The sequence below is a fragment of the Kitasatospora sp. NPDC101183 genome (assembly GCF_044767945.1).
GTDB lineage: Bacteria > Actinomycetota > Actinomycetes > Streptomycetales > Streptomycetaceae > Kitasatospora.
This window is the reverse complement of the sequence record NZ_JBIWOW010000014.1, coordinates 142,474-163,772: the sequence shown is the minus strand read 5'-3', so window position 1 is coordinate 163,772 and position 21,299 is coordinate 142,474. Positions and strand designations below refer to the sequence as shown.

Genomic DNA, 21,299 nt, shown 5'->3' with positions numbered 1-21,299 from the left:
GGGATGTGGCTGTAAAGGTGTAAACGCAGCCTACCGGCGCCGCGGTCCCCGTCGCGAACCGGTATACGGGTGACGAGCCGGGCGGCGTGACAGGTTCACCGCGTTCTTACGGTGCGGGTCCCTACACTTGGCCGCCGATGGATGCGATGATCCGCGTCGAATCCATCCACTCTTTCCGCACATCCTCAGGAGACACGCCGGTGGTCAGCAGCGAACAGCGGCGGCGGCAGCTCGCCCGCGAGAAGTACGAGCGCCAGAATGAGCGCCGGATCGCCGCGATGGCCGCCCGCAGGCGCCGCACCGCGATCCTCGGCGCCTCCCTCGCCGTGGTGGTGCTGGCCGGCGGCGGCGCGCTGGTCGCCGGCGGGGCTTTCAGCTCGGACGACAAGTCCACGAGCACCACGGCCGCCGACGCCGCCAAGAGCAAGACGCAGACCCCCGCGAGCGAGCCGCCCGTGCCGACCCGTACGCCGGTCGCGGGCTGCGTCGACCCGGCGCCGGGCAAGCCCAACGGCAAGCAGTGGAAGGACGAACCGGCCATGGCCGTCGACCAGTCCGCCGCGTACACCATGACGATGGACACCAACTGCGGCAAGGTGACGGTGGCGTTGGACGCCGCCAAGGCCCCGCACACGGTGAACTCCTTCAACTTCCTGGCCGGGGAGCAGTTCTTCGACCACACCAAGTGCCACCGCCTCACCACGGACGGCATCTTCGTGCTGCAGTGCGGCGACCCGACCGCCAGTGCGACCGTCCCGGGCGGGACCGGCGGCCCCGGCTACAAGTTCAAGGACGAGAACCTGACCGGGGCGACGTACCCGGCGGGCACCGTGGCGATGGCCAACTCCGGCCCGGACACCAACGGGAGCCAGTTCTTCCTCGTCTACAAGGACACCAAGCTCCCGCCGAGCTACATCCCCTTCGGCAGGGTCACCGGCGGCCTGGACGTCCTCAACAAGATCGCCGCCGCGGGCACCCTCGAAGGCGCCACCGACGGCCACCCGATGGCCGACGTGACCTTCAACTCGGTTACGGTGTCCAAGGGTTGACCGACCCCGGGTCTCCCGCCGCAGGCGCCCCGAGCGCCCCGGCGGGGCCCCGGACCGAAATCGCCCGGCCCGGATGCGGACAGCACCGGGCCTGGTCGCCTATGTTGGCGTTGTGTAGGGTGCCCGGACCCGCCCAGCCGTTCACCCTCGGCAGCACGACACGGCGGACGGGGACGGCGGACTTCTTCGGTCCGCCGCACATCAACTGTGGACGACGGACGCGCGCCGCCCCGACGCGGGCGCGACGTCATGTGGAGGACGCGCTATGAGCAGCGACCCGTGGGGCCGTGTCGACGAGCAGGGCACGGTCTACGTCAGGACGGCCGACGGCGAACGCGCCGTGGGTTCCTGGCAGGCCGGCTCGCCCGAGGAGGCGCTGGCGTACTTCGAGCGCAAGTTCCAGGGCATCGAGGTGGAGATCGGCCTGCTGGAGAAGCGGGTGCGCACCACCGACCTGGCCGCGAAGGACGCCCAGACCGCGCTGGAGCACCTGCGCGCGCAGGTGACCGAGGGGCACGCCGTGGGTGACCTGGCCGGCCTGGCCACGCGCCTGGACGCGCTCGCCGGCGAGATCGAGAACCGCCGCGAGGAGCGCAAGGCCGCCCGTGCCAAGGCGCAGGACGAGACCCGCGCCGCCAAGGAGGCCCTGGTCTCCGAGGCCGAGCAGCTCGCCGAGTCCACCCAGTGGCGGGAGGCCGGGGACCGGCTGCGCGCCCTGGTGGACACCTGGAAGGGCCTGCCCCGGCTCGACCGCAAGAGCGACGACGAGCTGTGGCACCGCTTCTCGCACGCCCGCTCGGTGTTCTCCAAGCACCGCAAGGCCCACTTCGCCGCCCTGGACTCGGAGCGCGACCAGGCCCGCCAGACCAAGGAGGCGCTGGTCGCCGAGGCCGAGGCGCTGTCCTCGTCCACCGACTGGGGCAGCACCGCCGCCGCCTACCGCGACCTGATGACCCGCTGGAAGGGCGCCGGCCGCGCCCAGCGCGACGTCGAGGACGAGCTGTGGGCGCGGTTCCGCGGCGCGCAGGACGTCTTCTTCCAGGCCCGCTCCGCGGTGTTCAGCGAGCGCGACGCCGAGCAGGTCGAGAACCAGAAGCTCAAGGAGGCCCTGGCCGTCGAGGCCGAGGCGATCCTGCCGATCACCGACCTGAAGGCCGCCAAGGCCGCCCTGCGCGAGGTCAACGAGCGCTGGGAGGCGATCGGGCACGTGCCGCGCGACGTCCGTCCGAAGCTGGACGGCCGGCTGAACACGGTCGAGCGGGCGATCCGCGAGGCCGAGGACGCCGACTGGAAGCGCTCCAACCCGGAGGCCAAGGCCCGCGCGGCCGGCATGGTGGGCCTGTTCCAGGCGAAGGCCGACAAGATCCAGGCCGACCTGGACAAGGCCCGCGCGGCGGGCAACTCCTCGAGGACCGCCAAGCTGGAGTCCGAACTCGCCGGCGTGCAGACCCTGCTGGAGCAGGCGCACAAGAGCCAGGAGGAGTTCAGCGGCTGATCCGGCCGTCGAACGCCGAAAACGCCGAAACGCCGAAGGGGCCCCGGGATCTCTCCCGGGGCCCCTTCGCGTCAACTCACCCGACGCGTCAACTCACCTGTCCCGTCGGCTCACTTGCGGGCCGAGGTGACGCGGTAGACGTCGTACACGCCCTCGACGCCGCGCACCGCCTTGAGCACGTGGCCCAGGTGCTTCGGGTCGCCCATCTCGAAGGTGAACCGGCTCATCGCCACCCGGTCCCGGGAGGTCTGGACGGCCGCCGACAGGATGTTGACGTGCTGGTCGGAGAGCACCCGGGTGACGTCCGAGAGCAGCCGGGAGCGGTCCAGCGCCTCGACCTGGATGGCCACCAGGAAGACGGAGGACTGGGTGGCCGCCCACTCGACGTCGATCATCCGCTCGGGCTGCTGGCTCAGCGCCTCGACGTTGACGCAGTCCGCGCGGTGCACCGAGACGCCGTTGCCCCGGGTGACGAAGCCGACGATCGGGTCCCCCGGCACCGGCGTGCAGCAGCGGGACAGCTTGACCCAGACGTCCTCGACGCCCTTGACGATCACGCCCGGGTCGCCCTTGGCCCGGCGGCGCACCGCCCGGCGGTTGTCGTGCGTCGGGGTGGCGGTCTCCGCCAGGTCCTCGGTGGCGCCCTCCTCGCCGCCGAGCGCCTGGACGAGCTTCTGCACGATGTTCTGCGCGGCGACGTGCCCCTCGCCGATCGCGGCGTAGAGCGAGGAGATGTCGGGGTAGCGCATCTCGTGGGCCAGCGTGACCAGCGAGTCCCCGGTGAGGATCCGCTGGATCGGCAGGCCCTGCTTGCGCATCGCCCGGACGATCGCCTCCTTGCCGTGCTCGATCGCCTCCTCGCGGCGCTCCTTGGAGAACCAGGCGCGGATCTTGTTGCGGGCGCGCGGGGACTTGACGAAGCCCAGCCAGTCCCGGGACGGCCCGGCGTTCTCCGCCTTGGAGGTGAACACCTCGACGGCGTCGCCGTTCTCCAGCGTCGACTCCAGCGGCACCAGGCGGCCGTTGACCCGGGCGCCTATCGTCCGGTAGCCGACCTCGGTGTGCACCGCGAAGGCGAAGTCGACGGGGGTCGCGCCGGCGGGCAGCGCTATGACGTCGCCCTTGGGGGTGAAGACGAAGACCTCGTTGCTGGCCAGGTCGAAGCGCAGCGACTCCAGGAACTCGCCCGGGTCGGCCGTCTCCTTCTGCCAGTCCAGCAGCTGCCGCAGCCAGGCCATCTCGTTGACGGCGCCGGCCTTGTCGTCCTTGCGCGTCTGCGTCGGGGTGTCGGTGCGGACCTTGGAGGCCCCGGCGACGGCGCGCTGCTTGTACTTCCAGTGCGCGGCGATGCCGTACTCGGCCCGCCGGTGCATGTCGAAGGTGCGGATCTGCAGCTCGACGGGCTTGCCGCCGGGCCCGATCACCGTCGTGTGCAGCGACTGGTACATGTTGAACTTGGGCATCGCGATGTAGTCCTTGAACCGCCCCGGCACCGGGTTCCACCGCGCGTGGATGGTGCCCAGCGCCGCGTAGCAGTCGCGGACGGTGTCGACGAGGACCCGGATGCCCACCAGGTCGTAGATCTCCGCGAAGTCCCGGCCCCGGACGATCATCTTCTGGTAGACCGAGTAGTAGTGCTTCGGCCGCCCGGTCACGGAGGCGGTGATCCGGGCCCCGCGCAGGTCCGCCTGGACCTGGTCGATGACGGTCGCCAGGTACTCGTCCCGCTTGGGGGCCCGCTCGGCGACCAGGCGCACGATCTCGTCGTACATCTTGGGGTAGAGGATCGCGAAGGCGAGGTCCTCCAGCTCCCACTTGATGGTGTTCATGCCCAGCCGGTGCGCCAGCGGGGCGTAGATCTCCAGCGTCTCGCGGGCCTTCTTCTCCTGCTTCTCCCGCTTGAGGTAGCGCATGGTGCGCATGTTGTGCAGGCGGTCGGCCAGCTTGATCACCAGGACGCGCGGGTCCTTGGCCATCGCGACGACCATCTTGCGGACGGTCTCGGCCTGCGCGGCCTCGCCGAACTTGACCCGGTCGAGCTTGGTGACGCCGTCCACCAGCAGGGCCACCGAGTCGCCGAAGTCCTTGCGCAGGGTCTCCAGGCCGTAGTCGGTGTCCTCGACGGTGTCGTGCAGCAGCCCGGCCATCAGCGTCGGGGCGTCCATGCCCAGCTCGGCCAGGATGGTCGCGACGGCCAGCGGGTGGGTGATGTACGGGTCCCCGCTCTTGCGCTTCTGCCCGCGGTGCCACTTCTCGGCGACGGCGTAGGCGCGCTCGATGTCGCGCAGCAGCGCCGGGTCGGCCTTGGGGTCGTTGGCCCGGATCGAGCGGAACAGCGGCTCCAGGACGGGGTTGAGCACGCTGGAGCGCTGGCCGCCGAGGCGGGCGAGGCGGGCGCGCATGCCGCCGGAGGAGCCGCGACCGGAGGTGCCGGGGGAGCGCGGGGAGGTCGGCGCCGGGCGTGCCGGGGTGGCCCCCGAGGGCGTGGTACCGGTGTCGGGGGCGGCCGCTGGGGCCGTGGGCACAACCTCGTCGGGCAAGGACACTCCTCGGGGCACCGGGCCGGCCCCTGCCGGGGACCGTGCGGTCGTTGCGCCGGGAGGGGATGAATCTTCATGGTACCGAGCCGCAAGGCCCGGTGTTCAGTCGGCCGGGCCGCAAACGGAAGGGCGGCGGTCGGATGATCCGACCGCCGCCCTCAGGGTCCCGTCGTTCAGACCGTGACCAGGGTCTCCAGCGGAGCCGCGCCCAGGTGCCCGGCCAGCCGCGCGCGGCCGTCCAGGAAGCCCAGCTCCATCAGCACCACGACGCCCACGAGCTCGGCGCCGGCCTCCTTCACCAGGTCGAGCGAGGCGCCGATGGTGCCGCCCGTGGCCAGCACGTCGTCCACCACCAGCACCTTCTCGCCCGGCTCGAAGGCGTCGCACTGCACCTCCAGCGTCGCCGAGCCGTACTCCAGCTCGTACGAGCGCCGGAACACCTCGCCGGGCAGCTTGCCCTGCTTGCGGATCGGCACGAAGCCGAGCCCGGCCGCGAAGGCCGCCGGGGCCGCCAGCACGAAGCCGCGCGCCTCCAGGCCCACCACCTTGGTCGCCCCCAGCTCCTTCGCCCGGTCCGCCAGCGCCCGGGTGAGGGCGCCGAAGGCCTCGGCGTCGGCGAGCAGCGGCGCGATGTCCTTGAACAGCACGCCCGGCTTCGGGTAGTCGGGGACGTCCCTGATCCGGCTGTTCAGCAGCTGGGCCAAGGTGGTGTCGGCGGTGGTCACGGTTGGTGTCCTCGGGTCTCGGGGGTCAGCGCTTGGTGGACGGACGGCCCTTGGCACGCGTGGTGCCGGCGGCCTTGCCGCGCTGACCGACCATACCCGCAGGCTGGGCGTCCTCCTCGTCGCCCCCGGCCGGGGCGTCCGCCGCGTCCGCGGCCTCGGCCTTGGCCGCGGCCGACGCCCGGTGCTGCAGGACGCGCTTGCGCAGCGCCTTCATCTCGGGCTGCTCCTCCTTGAGCTGCGCCAGCAGCGGGGTGGCGACGCAGATCGAGGAGTAGGCACCGGCCGCGAGGCCGATGAACAGCGCGAGCGAGATGTCGTTCAGGGTGCCGGCGCCCAGGAAGCCGCCGCCGATGAACAGCAGCGCGGCCACCGGGAGGAGCGCCACGACGGTGGTGTTGAGCGAGCGCACCAGGGTCTGGTTGAGGCCCGCGTTGGCCGCCTCGCTGTAGGTGAGCTTGTTCTGCTTGGTGAGCCCCTTGGTGTTCTCCTTCACGGTGTCGAAGACGACGACCGTGTCGTAGAGCGAGTACCCGAGGATCGTCAGGAAGCCGATCACCGTACCCGGGGTGACCTCGAAGCCCACCAGGGCGTACACCCCGATGGTGATCAGGAGGTCGTGGATCAGCGCGACCAGGGCGGCCAGCGCCATCCGCCACTCGAAGGCGATCGCCAGGTAGACCGTCACCAGGATCATGAAGACGATCAGACCGGTGAGCGCCTTCTGGGAGATCTGCTTGCCCCAGCTGGGGCCGATCACCTGGGCCTCGACGGTGTCCAGCGGCACGGAGAGCTTCTTGGAGAGCTCGTCGCGGATCTGGTCCGAGCTCTTCGTCTCGTCGGTGCTGACCTGGATGCGGATCTTGCCGTTGTCCGTCGACTGCACCAGCGGGTGCGAGGAGACGATCCCGTCGGCGGTCTCCTGCGCCTGCGAGACGGTGAGCCCGGGCTTGTTGACGGTGTAGACCGAGCCGCCCTTGAACTCGATGCCCAGGTGCAGGCCCATGGCCAGGCCGATCGCCGCGACGAGCACGATCACGCCGGAGATGGAGTACCAGAGCTTGCGGCGCCCGACGAAGTCGAAGCTGACCTCGCCCTGGTAGAGCCGGTGGCCCAGATTGGAGAAGCGTGACACGGTGTCAGGCCTCCTTCACGGCGGCAGAGGAGGAGGAACTACGACGACGGGTGCTGCGCAGCGGCGGGCGGGCGCCCAGACGCTTGGGATCCAGGCCGGACCACGGGTGACCGTCCGAGAAGAACTTGCGGCGGGCCAGCAGGGTGATCATCGGCTTGGTGAAGAGGAAGATCACCACGACGTCGAGCGCGGTGGTCAGGCCGAGCGTGAAGGCGAAGCCCTGGACCTTGCCGACCGAGACCACGTAGAGCACCGCGGCACAGAGGAACGACACGAAGTCCGAAACCAGGATGGTGCGCCGGGCGCGCGGCCAGGCCCGCTGGACCGCCGGGCGCAGCGGGGCGCCCTCGCGGACCTCGTCGCGGATGCGCTCGAAGTACACGATGAAGGAGTCCGCGGTGATACCGATCGCCACGATCGCGCCGCAGACGGCCGGCAGGTTCAGCGCGAAGCCGATCCCGCCGCCGAGCAGGCTCATGATCGAGTAGGTCAGGGCCGCCGAGACGAGCAGACCGGCGATCGAGACCAGGCCGAGGCCGCGGTAGTAGATCACCGAGTAGGCGATGACCAGCATCATGCCGATCGCGCCCGCGATCATGCCCGCCTTGAGCTGGTCGCTGCCGAGCTGCGGGGAGACGGTGGTGACGTCGCCCTTGCTGAACTCCAGCGGCAGGGCGCCGTAGCTGAGCACGTTGGCGAGGTCCTGCGCCTCGGCCTGGCTGAACTGGCCGGTGATCACCGCGCTGCCGCCGGGGATCGGGCCCCGGACGTTCGGGTGCGAGACGACCTGGTTGTCCAGCACGATGGCGAACTGGTTGGCCGGGGCGGTCATCGAGGCGAGCTTGGTGGTGATGTCGGCGAAGGCGTTGGTGCCCTTGTCGTTGAACTGCAGCTGGATCTGCCAGCCGCCGCCCTGCTGGGTGTCGATGCCGGCCTGGGCCTTGGAGATGTCCGCGCCCTTGACGGCCACCGGGCCGAGCGCCAGCTTCTCCCAGACGCCCTTGTCGGCGTTCTGGGAGCAGGCGACCACGGACTTGTCCTCGGTGCCGGTCTGGGAGGCGCGGACGTCCGGCTTGGTGCAGTCCAGCGCGGCGAAGGCCGCGGCCAGCTCCGGCGGGACGGCGCCCTGGGTCAGGGCGGCGGTCGGGTCGGCCGCCGGGTTCGGCTGCGCCTGGACCGGAGCCGTGGGCGCGCCGCTGGCCGGGGCCGCCGGAGCGGAGGCCGGGGCGGTCGCGACGGCGGACGGAGTGGACTCGGCGGCCAGCGCCTCGCTGGCCGGGCGGCCCTGCTTGGTGGCGGAGGCCGACGGCGCGCCGGCGGCCGGGGCGCTCGCGCCGGTGCTCGCCGGGGCGGAGGCGCCCGCGGCCGGGGTGGCCGCCGGGGTGCCGGTGGCGCCGGCGGACGGCGTGGAGGCGGGCGGCTGGGCCTGGAGGCCGCTGGGAGCGACGGCCAGGACCGGGCGGAAGTACAGCTTCGCGGTGGTCCCCACCTGGTCCGCCGCGTTCTGCCGGTCACCGCCCTTGGGGATGTTCACGATGATCGTGTCCGACCCCTGGGTCTGGACCTCCGCCTCGGAGACACCCATGCCGTTGACGCGGCGCTCGATGATCCCCACGGCCGTGTCCATGTTGGCCTTGGAGAGCGCCTTGGGATCGGTCGACTTCGCCGTCAGCGTGATGCTGGTGCCACCGGCGAGGTCGATCCCGAGCCGGGGCTTGGTGTTGCCCGTCCCGAACATGAGGGCGACCAGTCCGACGGTGACGACCAGGATGAGGGCCAGCGCCCGCCCTGGGTAGCCGTCGCGCGGGCGCGACTTGGGTGTTGCCACCTTGCTCGTTTCTCCCTGTCCATGCCACGTCCCGTACCGGTCCCCCGGCCGACTCGTGGTTGGACGGGGGACATGGCGGTTCTGCGGCCCTGAGGTCCTGTGGGCTCGCGGCACTGCGCCGCGCGGCCGGGCGAGTGCCCGACCGTCTTACTTGCCGGCGGGAGCCCCGCCCTCCGCGTCGCCCTTCTCGCCGCCGTCCTTGCTCAGCGACAGCGGCTTCTCCTCGACCGACACCGCGTCCTCGGGCTCCGCCTCGGCCTCGGCCTCGGACAGCTCGTCCTCGGCGGGGCGGCCGTTGATGATCGCGTCGTACTCCTGGAACTCCAGGACCGCCGCGATGGCGCTCTTGGTGAAGTGGGAGACCACCCCGGGCGCGACCTCCAGCTCGACGGTCTCCTCGTTGACCGCCTTCACCAGGGCGTACATGCCACCGATGGTGCGCACCCCCGCCCCGGGCTGCAGCGCGGTCTGCGTCTGCTGCATCTGCGCCTGGCGCTTCTTGTTCGCCCGGAACATGGCCACGACCATGAGGAGGAGGGGGAGGAGGATGATGTATTGCACGGCAGCCAGGGTCCTTTACGGGCCGCCGGTCGACGGCCTGTGTGGTATTGGTCGGCCCGTCGGTTGAGAGGGGCGGTCCGGCGGAGTCTAGGCGACCCCGAACTGATCGGACAACGCCAAGCATCGCATCCTGTCGCCGGAACTGGCGACCCTCCGTCTCCACGCTTTCCCCGGACTTCTCCCCCCGGCCCCCCATCGCCCACCGGGGCGGAGGGCACCGGGAACAGCAGGTCCGTCTCACTCGTTCGGACCACCAGCAGTCAGCTTTCGCCCGGCCCGAACAGCTCCGGCTGGGGCGGCAGCGCCGTGCCACGGGTGGGCTGGAGCGGCGGGGTGAGGCCGAGGTGCTGCCACGCGGCGGCGGTGGCGATGCGCCCGCGCGGCGTCCGGGCGAGCAGGCCCTCGCGCACCAGGAAGGGCTCGGCCACCTCCTCGACCGTCTCCGACTCCTCCCCCACGGCCACGGCCAGGGTGGACAGGCCGACCGGGCCGCCGCCGAACAGCCGCAGCAGCGCGTCCAGCACCGCCCGGTCGAGCCGGTCCAGGCCGCGCGCGTCGACCTCGTACACGTCCAGGGCCTGCGCGGCGATCTCGACGGTGACCACGCCGTCGTGCCTGACCTGGGCGAAGTCCCGGACCCGGCGCAGCAGCCGGTTGGCGATGCGCGGGGTGCCGCGCGAGCGCCCGGCGATCTCGGCCGCGCCGGCCGGGTCTATCTCCACGTCCAGCAGGGTGGCCGAGCGGCGCACGACCCGCTGGAGCTCGGCCGGGGCGTAGAACTCCATGTGCCCGGTGAAGCCGAAGCGGTCGCGCAGCGGGGGCGGCAGCAGGCCGGCCCGGGTGGTCGCGCCGACCAGCGTGAACGGCGGAAGCTCCAGCGGGATGGCGGTGGCGCCCGGGCCCTTGCCGACGATCACGTCGACCCGGAAGTCCTCCATCGCCATGTAGAGCATCTCCTCGGCCGGCCGGGACATCCGGTGGATCTCGTCGAGGAAGAGCACCTCGCCCTCGGTGAGCGAGGAGAGGATCGCCGCGAGGTCGCCCGCGTGCTGGATGGCCGGGCCGGAGGTGATCCGGATCGGGGCGCCCAGCTCGGCGGCGATGATCATGGACAGGGTGGTCTTGCCGAGCCCGGGAGGGCCGCTCAGCAGGACGTGGTCGGGCGCACTGCCGCGCTTGCGGGCCGCCTGGAGCACCAGGGACAGCTGCTCGCGCACGCGCTCCTGGCCGATGAACTCGTCCAGCAGCTTGGGGCGCAGCGCCGCCTCCACCGCCTGGTCCTCGCCGTCGGCGGCGGCCGTGACCAGACGGTCGGCGGGCTCGGAGTCGTACGGACTCATTCTCTGCGGGCTCCCGGGTCGACAAACGGACAGATCGTCAAGTGGCTGTTCAGCGTGCCCGGTTGAGGCCGCGCAGCGCCAGCCGCAGCAGGGCGCCCACGTCCGTCACGGCCTGCGCCTCGGCCTCCGGCGTGACGGCGGCGACCGCCTCGTCGGCCTCGCGCGGGGCGTAGCCGAGGCCGGTCAGCGCGGAGTGCAGCTGCTCGCTCCACGGCGCGGGGCCCGAGGCGATGGGCTTCTGCGCGGGCACGGCGCCGTGCGGGGCGCCCAGCTTGTCCTTGTACTCCAGCAGCAGCTTCGCCGCCTTCGCCTTGCCGATGCCGGGGACGGCGACCAGCGCCTTCTCGTCCCCGCCGGCGACCGCGGCGCGCAGCGCGTCGGGGCTGTGCACCCCGAGGATGGCCTGCGCCAGCTTGGGGCCGACGCCCGGAGCGGCCTGGAGGATCTCGAAGATCCCGCGCTCGTCGTCGTCGGCGAAGCCGAACAGCGTCAGCGAGTCCTCGCGGACGACCAGGGAGGTCGCCAGCCGGGCCGGCTCGCCGAGCCGGAGCCCGGCCAGGGTGTTCGGGGTGCACTGGACGGCCATGCCGACGCCGCCGACCTCGATCACCGCGACGCCGGAGGAGACGGCCGCCACGGGCCCTTGGACGAAGGCGATCACCTGGTCGGTCCTTTCACGGGGGTGGCGCGGGCCGCCTGGACGGCGGCCTGCAGCCGGTTGGTCGTGCCACCGCGCCAGATGTGGCAGATGGCCAGCGCCAGCGCGTCGGCCGCGTCGGCGGGCTTGGGCGGGGCGTCCAGCCGCAGCAGCCGCTGCACCATGGCCGTGACCTGGGCCTTGTCGGCCCGGCCGGAGCCGGTGACGGCGGCCTTGACCTCGCTCGGGGTGTGCAGGGTGACGGGGATGCCCCGCCGCGTCGCGCAGAGCATCGCGACGGCGCTGGCCTGCGCGGTGCCCATCACGGTGCGGACGTTGTGCTGGGCGAAGACCCGCTCGACCGCGACGAGGTCCGGCCGGTGCTCGTCCAGCCAGGCCTCGATGCCCTGCTCGACCAGCAGCAGCCGCTGCCCGATCTCCGCCTCGGCGGGCGTGCGCACCACGCCGACCCCGGCCATCCGCAGCGGCCGGCCCGGCGCGCCCTCGACCACGCCGACCCCGCACCTGGTCAGCCCCGGGTCCACGCCCAGTACCCGTACCACTTCGCCCCGCCCGTCTCGTCACCGTCTCCGACCTGCGAAGGCTACCCGCCGGGTCCGACAACCCCGCCCGACGACACCGGCCCGGCGGTCCTGGGACCACCGGGCCGGGCCGTGGGAACGATCACCCGCCGCTGCTACTCGGCGTCGAGCTCCGCCTCGACCTCAGCGGGGATGTCGAAGTTGGCGAAGACGTTCTGCACGTCGTCGCTGTCCTCCAGCGCGTCGATCAGCTTGAAGATCTTGCGGGCGCCGTCGGCGTCCAGCGGGATCTGCAGGTCGGCGACGAAGTTGGCATCGGCCGAGTCGTAGTCGATCCCGGCGTCCACGAGCGCGGTGCGGCAGGCCACCAGGTCGGTCGCCTCGCTCATGACCTCGAAGCTGTCACCGAGGTCGGTGACGTCCAGCGCGCCGGCATCGAGGACGACCTCGGTCACCTTGTCCTCGTCCACGCCGTCCGCCTTGGGCACGATGATGATGCCCTTGCGGTTGAAGAGGTACGAGACCGAACCCGGGTCGGCCATGTTGCCGCCGTTGCGGGTCATCGCGACGCGGACGTCGGAGGCCGCGCGGTTGCGGTTGTCGGTGAGGCACTCGATGAGCACCGCGACGCCGTTCGGGCCGTAGCCCTCGTACATGATCGTCTGGTAGTCGGCGCCACCGGCCTCGGTGCCGGCGCCGCGGCTGACCGCGCTGTCGATGTTCTTGTTCGGGACCGAGCTCTTCTTGGCCTTCTGGATGGCGTCGAAGAGCGTCGGGTTGCCCGCCGGGTCAGCACCGCCGGTGCGTGCCGCCACCTCGATGTTCTTGATCATCTTGGCGAAGAGCTTGCCGCGCTTGGCGTCGATCACGGCCTTCTTGTGCTTGGTGGTAGCCCACTTAGAGTGGCCGGACATCGCCAGCTCCTTTACGTCGCCAAATGGAAATGAAACAGATGAGATCTTACCGGTGTCGTCACCGGTGGAGCGCACACGGCTACGAGGCGGCCAGGTGCTCCTCGACCATCCGTACGAAGTAGGCGTGCACCCGGTGGTCGCCGGTCAGCTCCGGGTGGAACGAGGTGGCCAGCAGGTTGCCCTGGCGCACGGCCACGATCCGGCTGTCCGGGCCGTCCGCGGCGGGCAGCTCGGCCAGCACCTCGACGCCCGCGCCGACCTCCTCGACCCAGGGGGCGCGGATGAACACGCCGTGCACCGGCTGCTCGCCCAGGCCGGCGAAGGAGACCCCGGACTCGAAGGACTCGTTCTGGCGCCCGAAGGCGTTGCGGCGCACGGTCATGTCGATGCCGCCGACGCTCTCCTGGTCCTCGCGGCCGTCCAGGATCTTGTCGGCCAGCATGATCATCCCGGCGCAGGTGCCGTACACCGGCATCCCGGCGGCGACCCGGTCGCGCACCGGCTGCATCACGTCGAACAGCAGCGCCAGCTTGGACATGGTGGTGGACTCCCCGCCGGGGATCACCAGCGCGTCGACCTCCGCCAGCTCCTCGGCACGGCGCACCGGACGGGCGAGCGCGTCGGCCTCGGCCAGCGCCACCAGGTGCTCGCGGACGTCGCCCTGCAGGGCGAGGACGCCGATGACAGGAGTGCTCACGGTCTTCAACCTCAATCGATCGTTGCGACGGACGTGCGTGGCACGGCCCGCCGCGCGCCGAGGCGCTGCGGCGGGCCGGCTGTGCGGGAGGGGCGACTACCAGCCGCGGTTGGCGTAGCGCTCGGTCTCCGGCAGGGTGTCGCAGTTGATGCCGACCATGGCCTCGCCCAGGTTGCGCGAGGCGTCCGCGATGATCTTCGGGTCGTCGAAGAAGGTGGTGGCCTTCACGATGGCGGCGGCGCGCTTGGCCGGGTCGCCGGACTTGAAGATGCCGGAGCCGACGAAGACGCCCTCGGCGCCCAGCTGGCGCATCAGCGCGGCGTCGGCCGGGGTGGCCACGCCACCGGCGGAGAACAGCACGACCGGCAGCTTGCCGAGCTCGGCGACCTCCTTGACCAGCTCGTACGGGGCGCGCAGCTCCTTGGCGGCGGCGTACAGCTCGTTGTTGTCGAAGCCGCGCAGCTTGGCGATCTCGTTCTTGATCTGGCGCAGGTGGCGGACGGCCTCGACGACGTTGCCGGTGCCGGCCTCGCCCTTCGAGCGGATCATGGCCGCGCCCTCGGCGATGCGGCGCAGGGCCTCGCCCAGGTTGGTGGCGCCGCAGACGAAGGGGGTGGTGAACGCCCACTTGTCGGAGTGGTTGACCTCGTCGGCCGGGGTCAGGACCTCGGACTCGTCGATGTAGTCGACGCCGAGCGACTGGAGCACCTGGGCCTCGACGAAGTGGCCGATGCGGGACTTCGCCATCACCGGGATGGAGACCGCGCCGATGATCTCCTCGATCATGTTCGGGTCGGACATGCGGGCCACGCCGCCGTCCTTGCGGATGTCCGCCGGAACCCGCTCCAGCGCCATGACGGCCACCGCGCCCGCGTCCTCGGCGATCTTGGCCTGCTCGGCGTTGACCACGTCCATGATCACACCGCCCTTGAGCTGCTCGGCCATGCCCCGCTTGACCCGGGCGGTGCCGATCTGCGGCTGGTCTGCGGTGATGGGGGTGGTGGACACGTGAGACCTCACTCGAAGGATGTAAGTGCTATCGCCCTATGGTAGGCAGATCGGGTGGCCCAACCATGCGCCACCAAGTCCAGCCCGGACGACGGGATGCGACAAACAGGCCGTATCCGGGGGACACCCTAAGCGGGCGCCCCCTCCGGCGTGAGAGCGGGCGGCGGGGCGTCGTCCATCTCGAACGCCATCGGGAACGGCGCGTTCCCCGCCAGACGGAAGTACCGCACCAGCCGGTGCTCGCGCACCGCCCGCGCCGCCCGCACCGCGTCGTTGTGGAACCGGCGGGCCATCGGCACCCGCCGCACGGCGGCCGTCAGATCACGAACCGCATCCTCGCCGCCCGGCTCCGCCCGCAGCGCGGCCACCTGCTCCGGCTCCTCCAGCACCGCCCGCAGCGCCAGGCTCAGCCGGCTCTCCGCCACCTCGCGCTGCTCGTCCTCCGCCTGCCGCGCCGCGTGCGCCGCGTCCAGCAGCAGCAGGGAGGCCGCCGGATCCAGCAGCGAAGATGTGGCCAACTCCATCGCCACCGACCCCCGACGGACCAGTTGCGCGTCCAGGGCCGCCCGCGCGGCGTCGATCCGGGCGTGCAGCCGGTCCAGCCGACCGGCCGTCCAACTCAGGTACATGCCGAACAGCACCACGGCCACGCCGGCCCAGATCCAGGTAGTCACGGGCCGCTACGTTACCGGGTGTCACCGGCTCACCCCTCGACGGACGTCGACCTGTAGCTGTCCCGGTCGATGTCCACCACGTTCACCGCCGTGAACAGCCGACCGCCCCGCTCCGGCCGCACGAACCTGGCCAGCAGCCCCAGCACGCCCTCGCTCAGCGCCGCCTTCGCCTCCGGGCTGCGCCCCGGGAAGATCTGGAAGTCCACGAACACCTGCGCGTCCCCGGCCCGCCCGCTGGTGCCCACCACCAGCGCCTCCACCTGCCGGAACACCGTCTTGCAGGCCTCCGGCTTCGCGTCGATCGTCTGCTCCGCCAGCCGGTTGATCGCCAGGCCCAGGCCCCGGCGGTCGAAGGTACCGGCCAGCGACGACGAGTACTCCACGGAAATCTGCGGCATCGAACTGCTCCCGAACGATCGAGCGGTGTGCTGTCGGCCCGACCCTAGACCCCCCGTACGGGAGCCCTCAGTCCCGGGCCAGCCCGAACCGGCTGCGACGCCCGCCCCGCACGTCCTCCTCGACCACGGCCGCCTCGCCCGCCGTCACCGTCTCGTACACCGCCAGGATGTCCGCCCCCACCGTCGACCAGTCGAAGCGCCGCACGTGCCGCGAGGCCGCCTTGCCCAGCTCCTCCAGCCGCGCCGGATCCCCCAGCAGCCGCAGCGCCGTACGCGCCAGCGCCTCCGCGTCCTCCACCGGGAACAGCTCCCCCGCGTCCCCGCCGTCCAGCACCTGCTTGAACGCGTCCAGGTCGCTCGCCAGCACCGGCGCCCCCGCCGACATCGCCTCGACCAGGATGATCCCGAAGCTCTCCCCGCCCGTGTTCGGCGCCACGTACAGGTCCACGCTGCGCAGCAGCCGCGCCTTCTCCCGGTCCGACACCATCCCCAGGAACTCCACCTGCCGCCGCACCTCCGGCGCCAGGCCCGCGACGGCCTCCTCCTCGTCCCCCTTGCCCGCCACCAGCAGGCGCACCCCCGGGCGCTCCTCCAGAATCCTCGGCAGCGCCGCCAGCAGCGTCGGCAGCCCCTTGCGCGGCTCGTTGATCCGCCCGATGAAGCCGATCGTGCCCGGCTCCCCCTTGGCCGCGTGGCCCGTCCAGCGCTCGTCCGGTTCCGCCGCCGCGAAGAACCCCACGTCCACCCCGTTGGGGATCACCACCGCGTCCCCGCCCAGGTGCTCCACCAGCGTGCGGCGCGCGTACTCCGACACCGCGATCCGGGCCCGGATCTTCTCCAGCCCCGGCTGGAGGATCGGCGAAGCCGCGATCATCGCCCGCGAGCGCGGGTTCGAGGTGTGGAACGTCGCCACCATCGGCCCGGACGCCGACCACGCGGCCAGTATCGACAGGCTCGGGGACGCCGGCTCGTGCACGTGCAGGATGTCGAACCGCCCCTCGTGCAGCCACCGCCGCACCCGGGCCGCCGACAGGAAGCCGAAGCTCAGCCGCGCCACCGACCCGTTGTACGGCACCGCCACCGCCCGCCCCGCCGAGACCACGTACGGCGGCAGCGCCTCGTCGTCCTCGGCCGGCGCCAGCACCGACACCTCGTGCCCCAGACCGATCAGGTGCTCGGCCAGGTCCCGGATGTGGAACTGCACCCCACCGGGGACGTCCCAGTCGTACGGGCAGACGATGCCGATCTTCACGGGTTCCTCAAGCTCCTTCGATAGGGCCGGATCACGGCCCGGTCGCCTCCGCCGCCGGCTCCGCGACCGGCACCGGCACCGACTTCCCGACCACGGTCTCACGGACGGGAAGGTCGGCCAGCCAGAACTTCTGCAGCATGTGCCAGTCCTGCGGGTGCTCGGCGATCCCCCGCTCCCAGATGTCCGCCATCGCCTGCGTCATCGCCAGCGTCCGCTCCTTGCGGTCGCCCACCTGCGGGTCCACCACCTCCGGGTGGATGCGCCCCCGCAGCACCGGCCCGTCGTACCAGAGCGTCACCGGCAGCAGCGCCGCCCCCGTCCGCTGGCACAGCGCCGCCGGACCGGCCGGCATCCGCGTCGTCTCCCCGAAGAACGACACCTCGATGCCCGCCTCCGAGAGGTCGCGGTCCCCCACCAGGCAGACCATCTTCCCCGCGCGCAGCCGCCGCGCCAGCGTGCCGATCACGTTCACCGAGCCGCCCGTCAGCGCCAGGACCTCCATGCCCTGGCCCTCCCGGAACTCCACGAACCGGTCGAACAGCCGCTCCGGCTTCAACCGCTCCGCCACCGTCGTGAACGGGTGGCCCTTCTGCGCCACCCACGTCCCCGCCAGGTCCCAGTTGGCCATGTGCGGCAGCGCGATCACCGCGCCCCGGCCGTTCTCCAGGTGCTCCTTCAGCAGCTCGAAGCCGTCCACCTGGACGTCCCTGGCCACCCGCTCCCGGCTCCACACCGGCAGCCGGAACGACTCCATCCAGTACCGCATGTACGAGCGCATCCCGGCCCGCGACAGCTCCCGCAGCCCGGCCTCGTCCAGCCCCGGACGCACCCGGCGCAGATTCGCCTCCAGCTGCAGCACCCGCTTGCCGCGCCTGCGCCACGCGTAGTCCGCCAGCACGTCGAACAGCGCCCGCGCCCACGACTCCGGCAGGTGCTTCAGCACCGCCCAGCCCAGCGCGTACGCCCAGTACACCAGTCGGTCCGTCACCGCAGGACGCCCCCCATCAACTCCCGGCCGCCGCACGGTCGGCCTCGAACGCCTCGCGGCGCACCGTCACCATCCGCTGGACCACCGTCACGAGACTGCCCGCCGCGACCAGCCACAACGCCACCGGCAGCAGCCACTCCACGTACGGCACCCCGAACGTGTGCAGGCCGGAGATCCCGGCCGCCACCAGGCTGATCACCAGCCGCTCGGCCCGCTCCACCAGCCCCGACACGTCGCACGGCAGACCCTGGCTCTCCGCCCGCGCCTTGGTGTACGAGACGATCAGACCGCTCGACAGACAGAAGATCGCCACCGCGCACAGCAGGTTGTTGTCACCCTTGCCCGCGTACCACATCGCCAGCCCGCCGAAGATCGCCGCATCCGCGACCCGGTCCAGCGTGGAGTCCAGGAACGCCCCCCACTTGCTGGTCCGGCCCAGCTGCCGGGCCATGTTCCCGTCCACCAGGTCCGAGAAGATGAAGAGCGTGATCGTGATCGTGCCCCAGAAGAACTCCCCGCGCGGGAAGAACACCAGCGCACCGGCCACCGAACCGGCCGTACCGATCAGCGTCACGGCGTCCGGGCTCACGCCCAGGCGGATCAGGAACGCGGCGAACGGGGTGAGGACACGTGTGAAGAAGGCACGCGCGTATTTGTTGAGCATGGCCTTCCCAGCCGCTCCGATCTCCCAGGTACCCGCCCGACGCAGGACACGCGGCAGACGGCCGGACGGATCAGCCCGACCGGCCCACCCATCGTAGCCAGGCCCGGGACACCCTCCGTCGCACGCACCGCCGCTCGGCACTCCCGCCACACCGAGCGTCGCCGGGAGGACGGACCCTAGACTGCGAGGGACAAGCCTCGGCGCCACGGGAGGAGACCCCGATGCCCGACCGCAGCACGGCACGAGCCGGCCAGGCACCCGCCGTCACCGGCCCCCAGGGCCTGCGCAACGTCGCCCTCATCGGCGCGAGCGGTGTGGGCAAGACCACCCTCGCCGAATCCCTCGCCCACGCCGCCGGCGCCACCGGCCGCCCCGGCCGCGTCGTCGACGGCACCACCGTCTCCGACCACGAGGACATCGAGCACCAGCAGCAGCGCTCCGTCCAGCTCTCCCTGCTCCCCCTCGAGTGGAAGGGCGTCAAGATCAACCTGATCGACCCGCCCGGCCACCCCGACTTCACCGCCGACCTGCGCGCGGCCCTCCACGCCGCCGACGCCGCCGTCTTCGTCGTCTCCGCCACCGACCCCGTCACCGCCCCCACCCGCGCCCTCTGGCGCGAATGCGCCGCCGAAGGCGTCCCCCGCGCCATCGCCGTCGCCAAACTCGACCTCGCCCGCACCGGCTTCGACGACGTCCTCGCCCTCTGCCACGACGCCTTCGAACTCGGCCCCGACACCCTGCGGCCCCTCTTCCTCCCCGTCTTCCACGACGGACGCCCCGACGGCAGCGTCGACCTCATCACCGGCGACACCTACGGCGACACCACCCCGACCCCCGACACCGGCCCCGCCCACGACAGCCTCGTCGAAGCCATCTCCAGCCAGGACGACACCCTCATGGAGCGCTACCTCGACGGCGACACCCTCGACCCCGACGCCCTCGAAGCCGGCCTGCGCCGCGAAGTCCTCGCCGGCACCCTCCACCCCGCCGTCCCCACCAGCGACAACGGCCTCGGCGCCGCCGAACTCCTCGACCTCATCGCCCACACCTTCCCCACCCCCGCCGAACGCACCCGCCCCGGACCCGCCTGCGACCCCGACGCCCCCCTCGCCGCCCAGGTCGTCCGCGTCACCGGAGACGCCTACGTCGGCCGCATCAGCCTCCTGCGCCTCTACGCCGGCACCCTGCGCCCCGACACGAGGATCCACCTCAGCGGCCCCGCCCACACCGCCGACCAGAACGGCGACGAACGCGTCACCGCCCTCACCAGCCCCTTCGGCAAACTCCAGCGGCCCGTCCCCCACGCCGTCGCCGGCGACCTCGTCTGCGCCGCCAAACTCACCACCGCCCGCGCCGGCGACACCGTCCACGACCCCGGCCACCCCGTCGACCTCGACGGCTGGTCCCTCCCCGACCCCCTCCTGCCCATCGCCGTCGAAGCCCACAGCAAGGCCGACGACGACAAGCTCTCCCAGGCCCTCACCCGCCTCGCCGCCGAAGACCCCGCCCTGCGCGTCGAACAGAACCCCGACACCCACCAGCTCGTCCTCTGGTGCACCGGCGAAGCCCACGCCGACGTCGTCCTCGACCGGCTGCGCACCCGCCACGGCGTCCACGTCGACACCGTCGAACCCAAGGTCGCCCTGCGCGAGACCTTCGGCACCGCCGCCGCCGGCCACGGCCGCCTCGTCAAACAGTCCGGCGGCCACGGCCAGTACGCCATCTGCGACCTCGAGGTCGAACCCCTCCCCGCCGGCTCGGGATTCGAGTTCCAGGAGAGCGTCGTCGGCGGAGCCGTCCCCAAGCACTTCATCCCCTCCGTCGAGAAGGGCATCCGCGCCCAGCTCGCCAAGGGCGTCGCCACCGGCCACCCGCTCGTCGACGTCCGCGTCACCCTCACCGACGGCAAGGCCCACTCCGTCGACTCCTCCGACAACGCCTTCCAGGCCGCCGCCGCCCTCGCCCTGCGCGACGCCGCCGAGCACGCCGTCATCCGCCTGCTCGAACCCGTCGCCGCCGTCACCGTCCTCCTGCCCGACGACTACCTCGGCGCCGTCCTCGGCGACCTCTCCGCCCGCCGCGGCCGCGTCCTCGGCACCGAGACCGGCAGCCCCGGCACCACCCTCCTGCGCGCCGAGGTCCCCGAACTCGAACTCGTCCGCTACCCCGTCGACCTGCGCTCGCTCACCCACGGCACCGCCGAGTTCTCCCGCGCCCACCTGCGCCACGAACCCATGCCCGCCGCCGTCGCCGAGCGCTACACCGACTGACCCTCAGCGACCGACCCGACCCCGCCCCGACCCCTACCGACCTCTGCCGACGGGACGGGCTTGCGCGGCGGCAGCGCACACGCCGCCGTACCGCCCGGCATCCGGTGCCGGTTCCGCGCCACCCAGCGGTACGCCACCGCCACCACCGGCCGCACCGGCGCCAACGCCGCCACCGCACCCAGGTACGCCCACGCCCCGCCCGTACGCATCAACAGCCGCGCCACCGCCTGCGCGCCCCCGTACACCCGGCCCGACGGCGTCACCCACAGCACCTCGCGCTCGGCCCGCTCCGCCGACACCTCACCGCGGCCGCCCGCCAACGCGTCCAGCTCCGCCAGATCCGCGAACTGGAACGGCACCGACTCCCAGCCCCCCGAGGCCAATGTCTGCCGCAGGTACCGCTCCCCCCACCGCACGCAGGACGAACAGAACGCGCAGTCCCCGTCGAAAACCAGCACCGGGTCCTTCACAACGAACCTCCCCTACCTCGACTCTCCCTCCCATCCTCCTCCACCCCCACGCGCCCCCGCCCGCCGGGTATCGAACCCCCGGAAGCTGGGCATCATGCCCCTCAGGCGCACGGGC

At 72.1% G+C, this 21,299-nt stretch carries 20 protein-coding genes; 3 read left to right on the top strand and 17 right to left on the bottom strand.

Translation table 11 applies throughout. The features are described 5' to 3' along the window. Positions 1-200: 200 nt before the first annotated feature. Positions 201-1,049 (top strand): peptidylprolyl isomerase, encoded by an 849-nt coding sequence (locus tag ACIRRS_RS21210; RefSeq protein WP_402972780.1) that lies wholly within the window; start codon positions 201-203, stop codon positions 1,047-1,049. A 265-nt stretch (positions 1,050-1,314) separates the two neighbouring features. Continuing rightward, positions 1,315-2,544 (top strand): DUF349 domain-containing protein, encoded by a 1,230-nt coding sequence (locus tag ACIRRS_RS21205; RefSeq protein WP_402972779.1) that lies wholly within the window; start codon positions 1,315-1,317, stop codon positions 2,542-2,544. Between the two features lie 110 nt (positions 2,545-2,654). Here ACIRRS_RS21205 and ACIRRS_RS21200 read toward each other — a convergent pair whose 3' ends face one another. The 16 genes from ACIRRS_RS21200 to pgsA form a co-directional block, all read right to left on the bottom strand. Then, positions 2,655-5,090 (bottom strand): RelA/SpoT family protein, encoded by a 2,436-nt coding sequence (locus ACIRRS_RS21200; RefSeq protein WP_402972777.1) that lies wholly within the window; start codon positions 5,088-5,090, stop codon positions 2,655-2,657. A gap of 167 nt (positions 5,091-5,257) precedes the next feature. Further along, a complete protein-coding gene (locus tag ACIRRS_RS21195) occupies positions 5,258-5,809 on the bottom strand; it encodes an adenine phosphoribosyltransferase (RefSeq protein ID WP_402972776.1) in 552 nt (183 codons plus the stop codon). Between the two features lie 25 nt (positions 5,810-5,834). Beyond that, positions 5,835-6,941 carry a protein translocase subunit SecF gene (secF, locus tag ACIRRS_RS21190; protein ID WP_402972774.1) on the bottom strand — a complete coding sequence of 369 codons (1,107 nt, stop codon included), beginning with the start codon at positions 6,939-6,941 and terminating at the stop codon, positions 5,835-5,837. A 4-nt stretch (positions 6,942-6,945) separates the two neighbouring features. Further along, positions 6,946-8,769, bottom strand: coding sequence for a protein translocase subunit SecD (gene secD / locus ACIRRS_RS21185; RefSeq protein WP_402972772.1), 1,824 nt, complete (start codon positions 8,767-8,769; stop codon positions 6,946-6,948). Positions 8,770-8,916: 147 nt separating this feature from the next. Beyond that, positions 8,917-9,330, bottom strand: coding sequence for a preprotein translocase subunit YajC (yajC, locus tag ACIRRS_RS21180; protein WP_402972770.1), 414 nt, complete (start codon positions 9,328-9,330; stop codon positions 8,917-8,919). Positions 9,331-9,590: 260 nt separating this feature from the next. Then, positions 9,591-10,670 (bottom strand): Holliday junction branch migration DNA helicase RuvB, encoded by a 1,080-nt coding sequence (gene ruvB / locus ACIRRS_RS21175; RefSeq protein WP_402972768.1) that lies wholly within the window; start codon positions 10,668-10,670, stop codon positions 9,591-9,593. A 49-nt stretch (positions 10,671-10,719) separates the two neighbouring features. Next, a complete protein-coding gene (ruvA, locus tag ACIRRS_RS21170; RefSeq protein ID WP_402972766.1) occupies positions 10,720-11,331 on the bottom strand; it encodes a Holliday junction branch migration protein RuvA in 612 nt (203 codons plus the stop codon). Beyond that, the gene (ruvC, locus tag ACIRRS_RS21165; RefSeq protein WP_402972764.1) at positions 11,328-11,870 is read right to left on the bottom strand and encodes a crossover junction endodeoxyribonuclease RuvC; all 543 of its coding nucleotides are present in this window, start codon (positions 11,868-11,870) and stop codon (positions 11,328-11,330) included. Before ruvC ends, ruvA begins: the two co-directional genes overlap by 4 nt. Before the next feature lie 134 nt (positions 11,871-12,004). Continuing rightward, positions 12,005-12,763 carry a YebC/PmpR family DNA-binding transcriptional regulator gene (locus ACIRRS_RS21160; protein ID WP_402972763.1) on the bottom strand — a complete coding sequence of 253 codons (759 nt, stop codon included), beginning with the start codon at positions 12,761-12,763 and terminating at the stop codon, positions 12,005-12,007. Positions 12,764-12,842: 79 nt separating this feature from the next. Then, positions 12,843-13,460 carry a pyridoxal 5'-phosphate synthase glutaminase subunit PdxT gene (gene pdxT, locus ACIRRS_RS21155; protein ID WP_402972761.1) on the bottom strand — a complete coding sequence of 206 codons (618 nt, stop codon included), beginning with the start codon at positions 13,458-13,460 and terminating at the stop codon, positions 12,843-12,845. 96 nt (positions 13,461-13,556) lie between these two features. Further along, positions 13,557-14,468, bottom strand: a complete 912-nt coding sequence (gene pdxS, locus ACIRRS_RS21150) for a pyridoxal 5'-phosphate synthase lyase subunit PdxS (RefSeq protein ID WP_402972759.1) — start codon at positions 14,466-14,468, stop codon at positions 13,557-13,559. Positions 14,469-14,596: 128 nt separating this feature from the next. Next, positions 14,597-15,142 (bottom strand): hypothetical protein, encoded by a 546-nt coding sequence (locus tag ACIRRS_RS21145; RefSeq protein WP_402972757.1) that lies wholly within the window; start codon positions 15,140-15,142, stop codon positions 14,597-14,599. A gap of 29 nt (positions 15,143-15,171) precedes the next feature. Next, complete coding sequence (locus ACIRRS_RS21140; RefSeq protein ID WP_402972755.1) at positions 15,172-15,540, bottom strand: 5-carboxymethyl-2-hydroxymuconate Delta-isomerase; 369 nt, start codon at positions 15,538-15,540, stop codon at positions 15,172-15,174. A gap of 67 nt (positions 15,541-15,607) precedes the next feature. Further along, positions 15,608-16,792, bottom strand: coding sequence for a glycosyltransferase family 4 protein (locus ACIRRS_RS21135; RefSeq protein WP_402972753.1), 1,185 nt, complete (start codon positions 16,790-16,792; stop codon positions 15,608-15,610). 31 nt (positions 16,793-16,823) lie between these two features. Continuing rightward, positions 16,824-17,780, bottom strand: a complete 957-nt coding sequence (locus ACIRRS_RS21130) for a phosphatidylinositol mannoside acyltransferase (protein ID WP_402972751.1) — start codon at positions 17,778-17,780, stop codon at positions 16,824-16,826. 16 nt (positions 17,781-17,796) lie between these two features. After that, positions 17,797-18,444: a phosphatidylinositol phosphate synthase gene (gene pgsA / locus ACIRRS_RS21125; RefSeq protein WP_402972749.1), complete on the bottom strand. Its 648-nt coding sequence runs from the start codon at positions 18,442-18,444 to the stop codon at positions 17,797-17,799. 221 nt (positions 18,445-18,665) lie between these two features. On the opposite strand from pgsA, the gene ACIRRS_RS21120 reads away from it, so the two are divergent. Then, the gene (locus tag ACIRRS_RS21120) at positions 18,666-20,714 is read left to right on the top strand and encodes an elongation factor G-like protein EF-G2 (RefSeq protein ID WP_402972747.1); all 2,049 of its coding nucleotides are present in this window, start codon (positions 18,666-18,668) and stop codon (positions 20,712-20,714) included. On the opposite strand, the gene ACIRRS_RS21115 is transcribed toward ACIRRS_RS21120, so the two are convergent. Continuing rightward, positions 20,702-21,184 carry a thiol-disulfide oxidoreductase DCC family protein gene (locus ACIRRS_RS21115; RefSeq protein WP_402972745.1) on the bottom strand — a complete coding sequence of 161 codons (483 nt, stop codon included), beginning with the start codon at positions 21,182-21,184 and terminating at the stop codon, positions 20,702-20,704. The two genes, ACIRRS_RS21120 and ACIRRS_RS21115, sit on opposite strands and share 13 nt — an antisense overlap. Between the last annotated feature and the right edge of the window lie 115 nt (positions 21,185-21,299).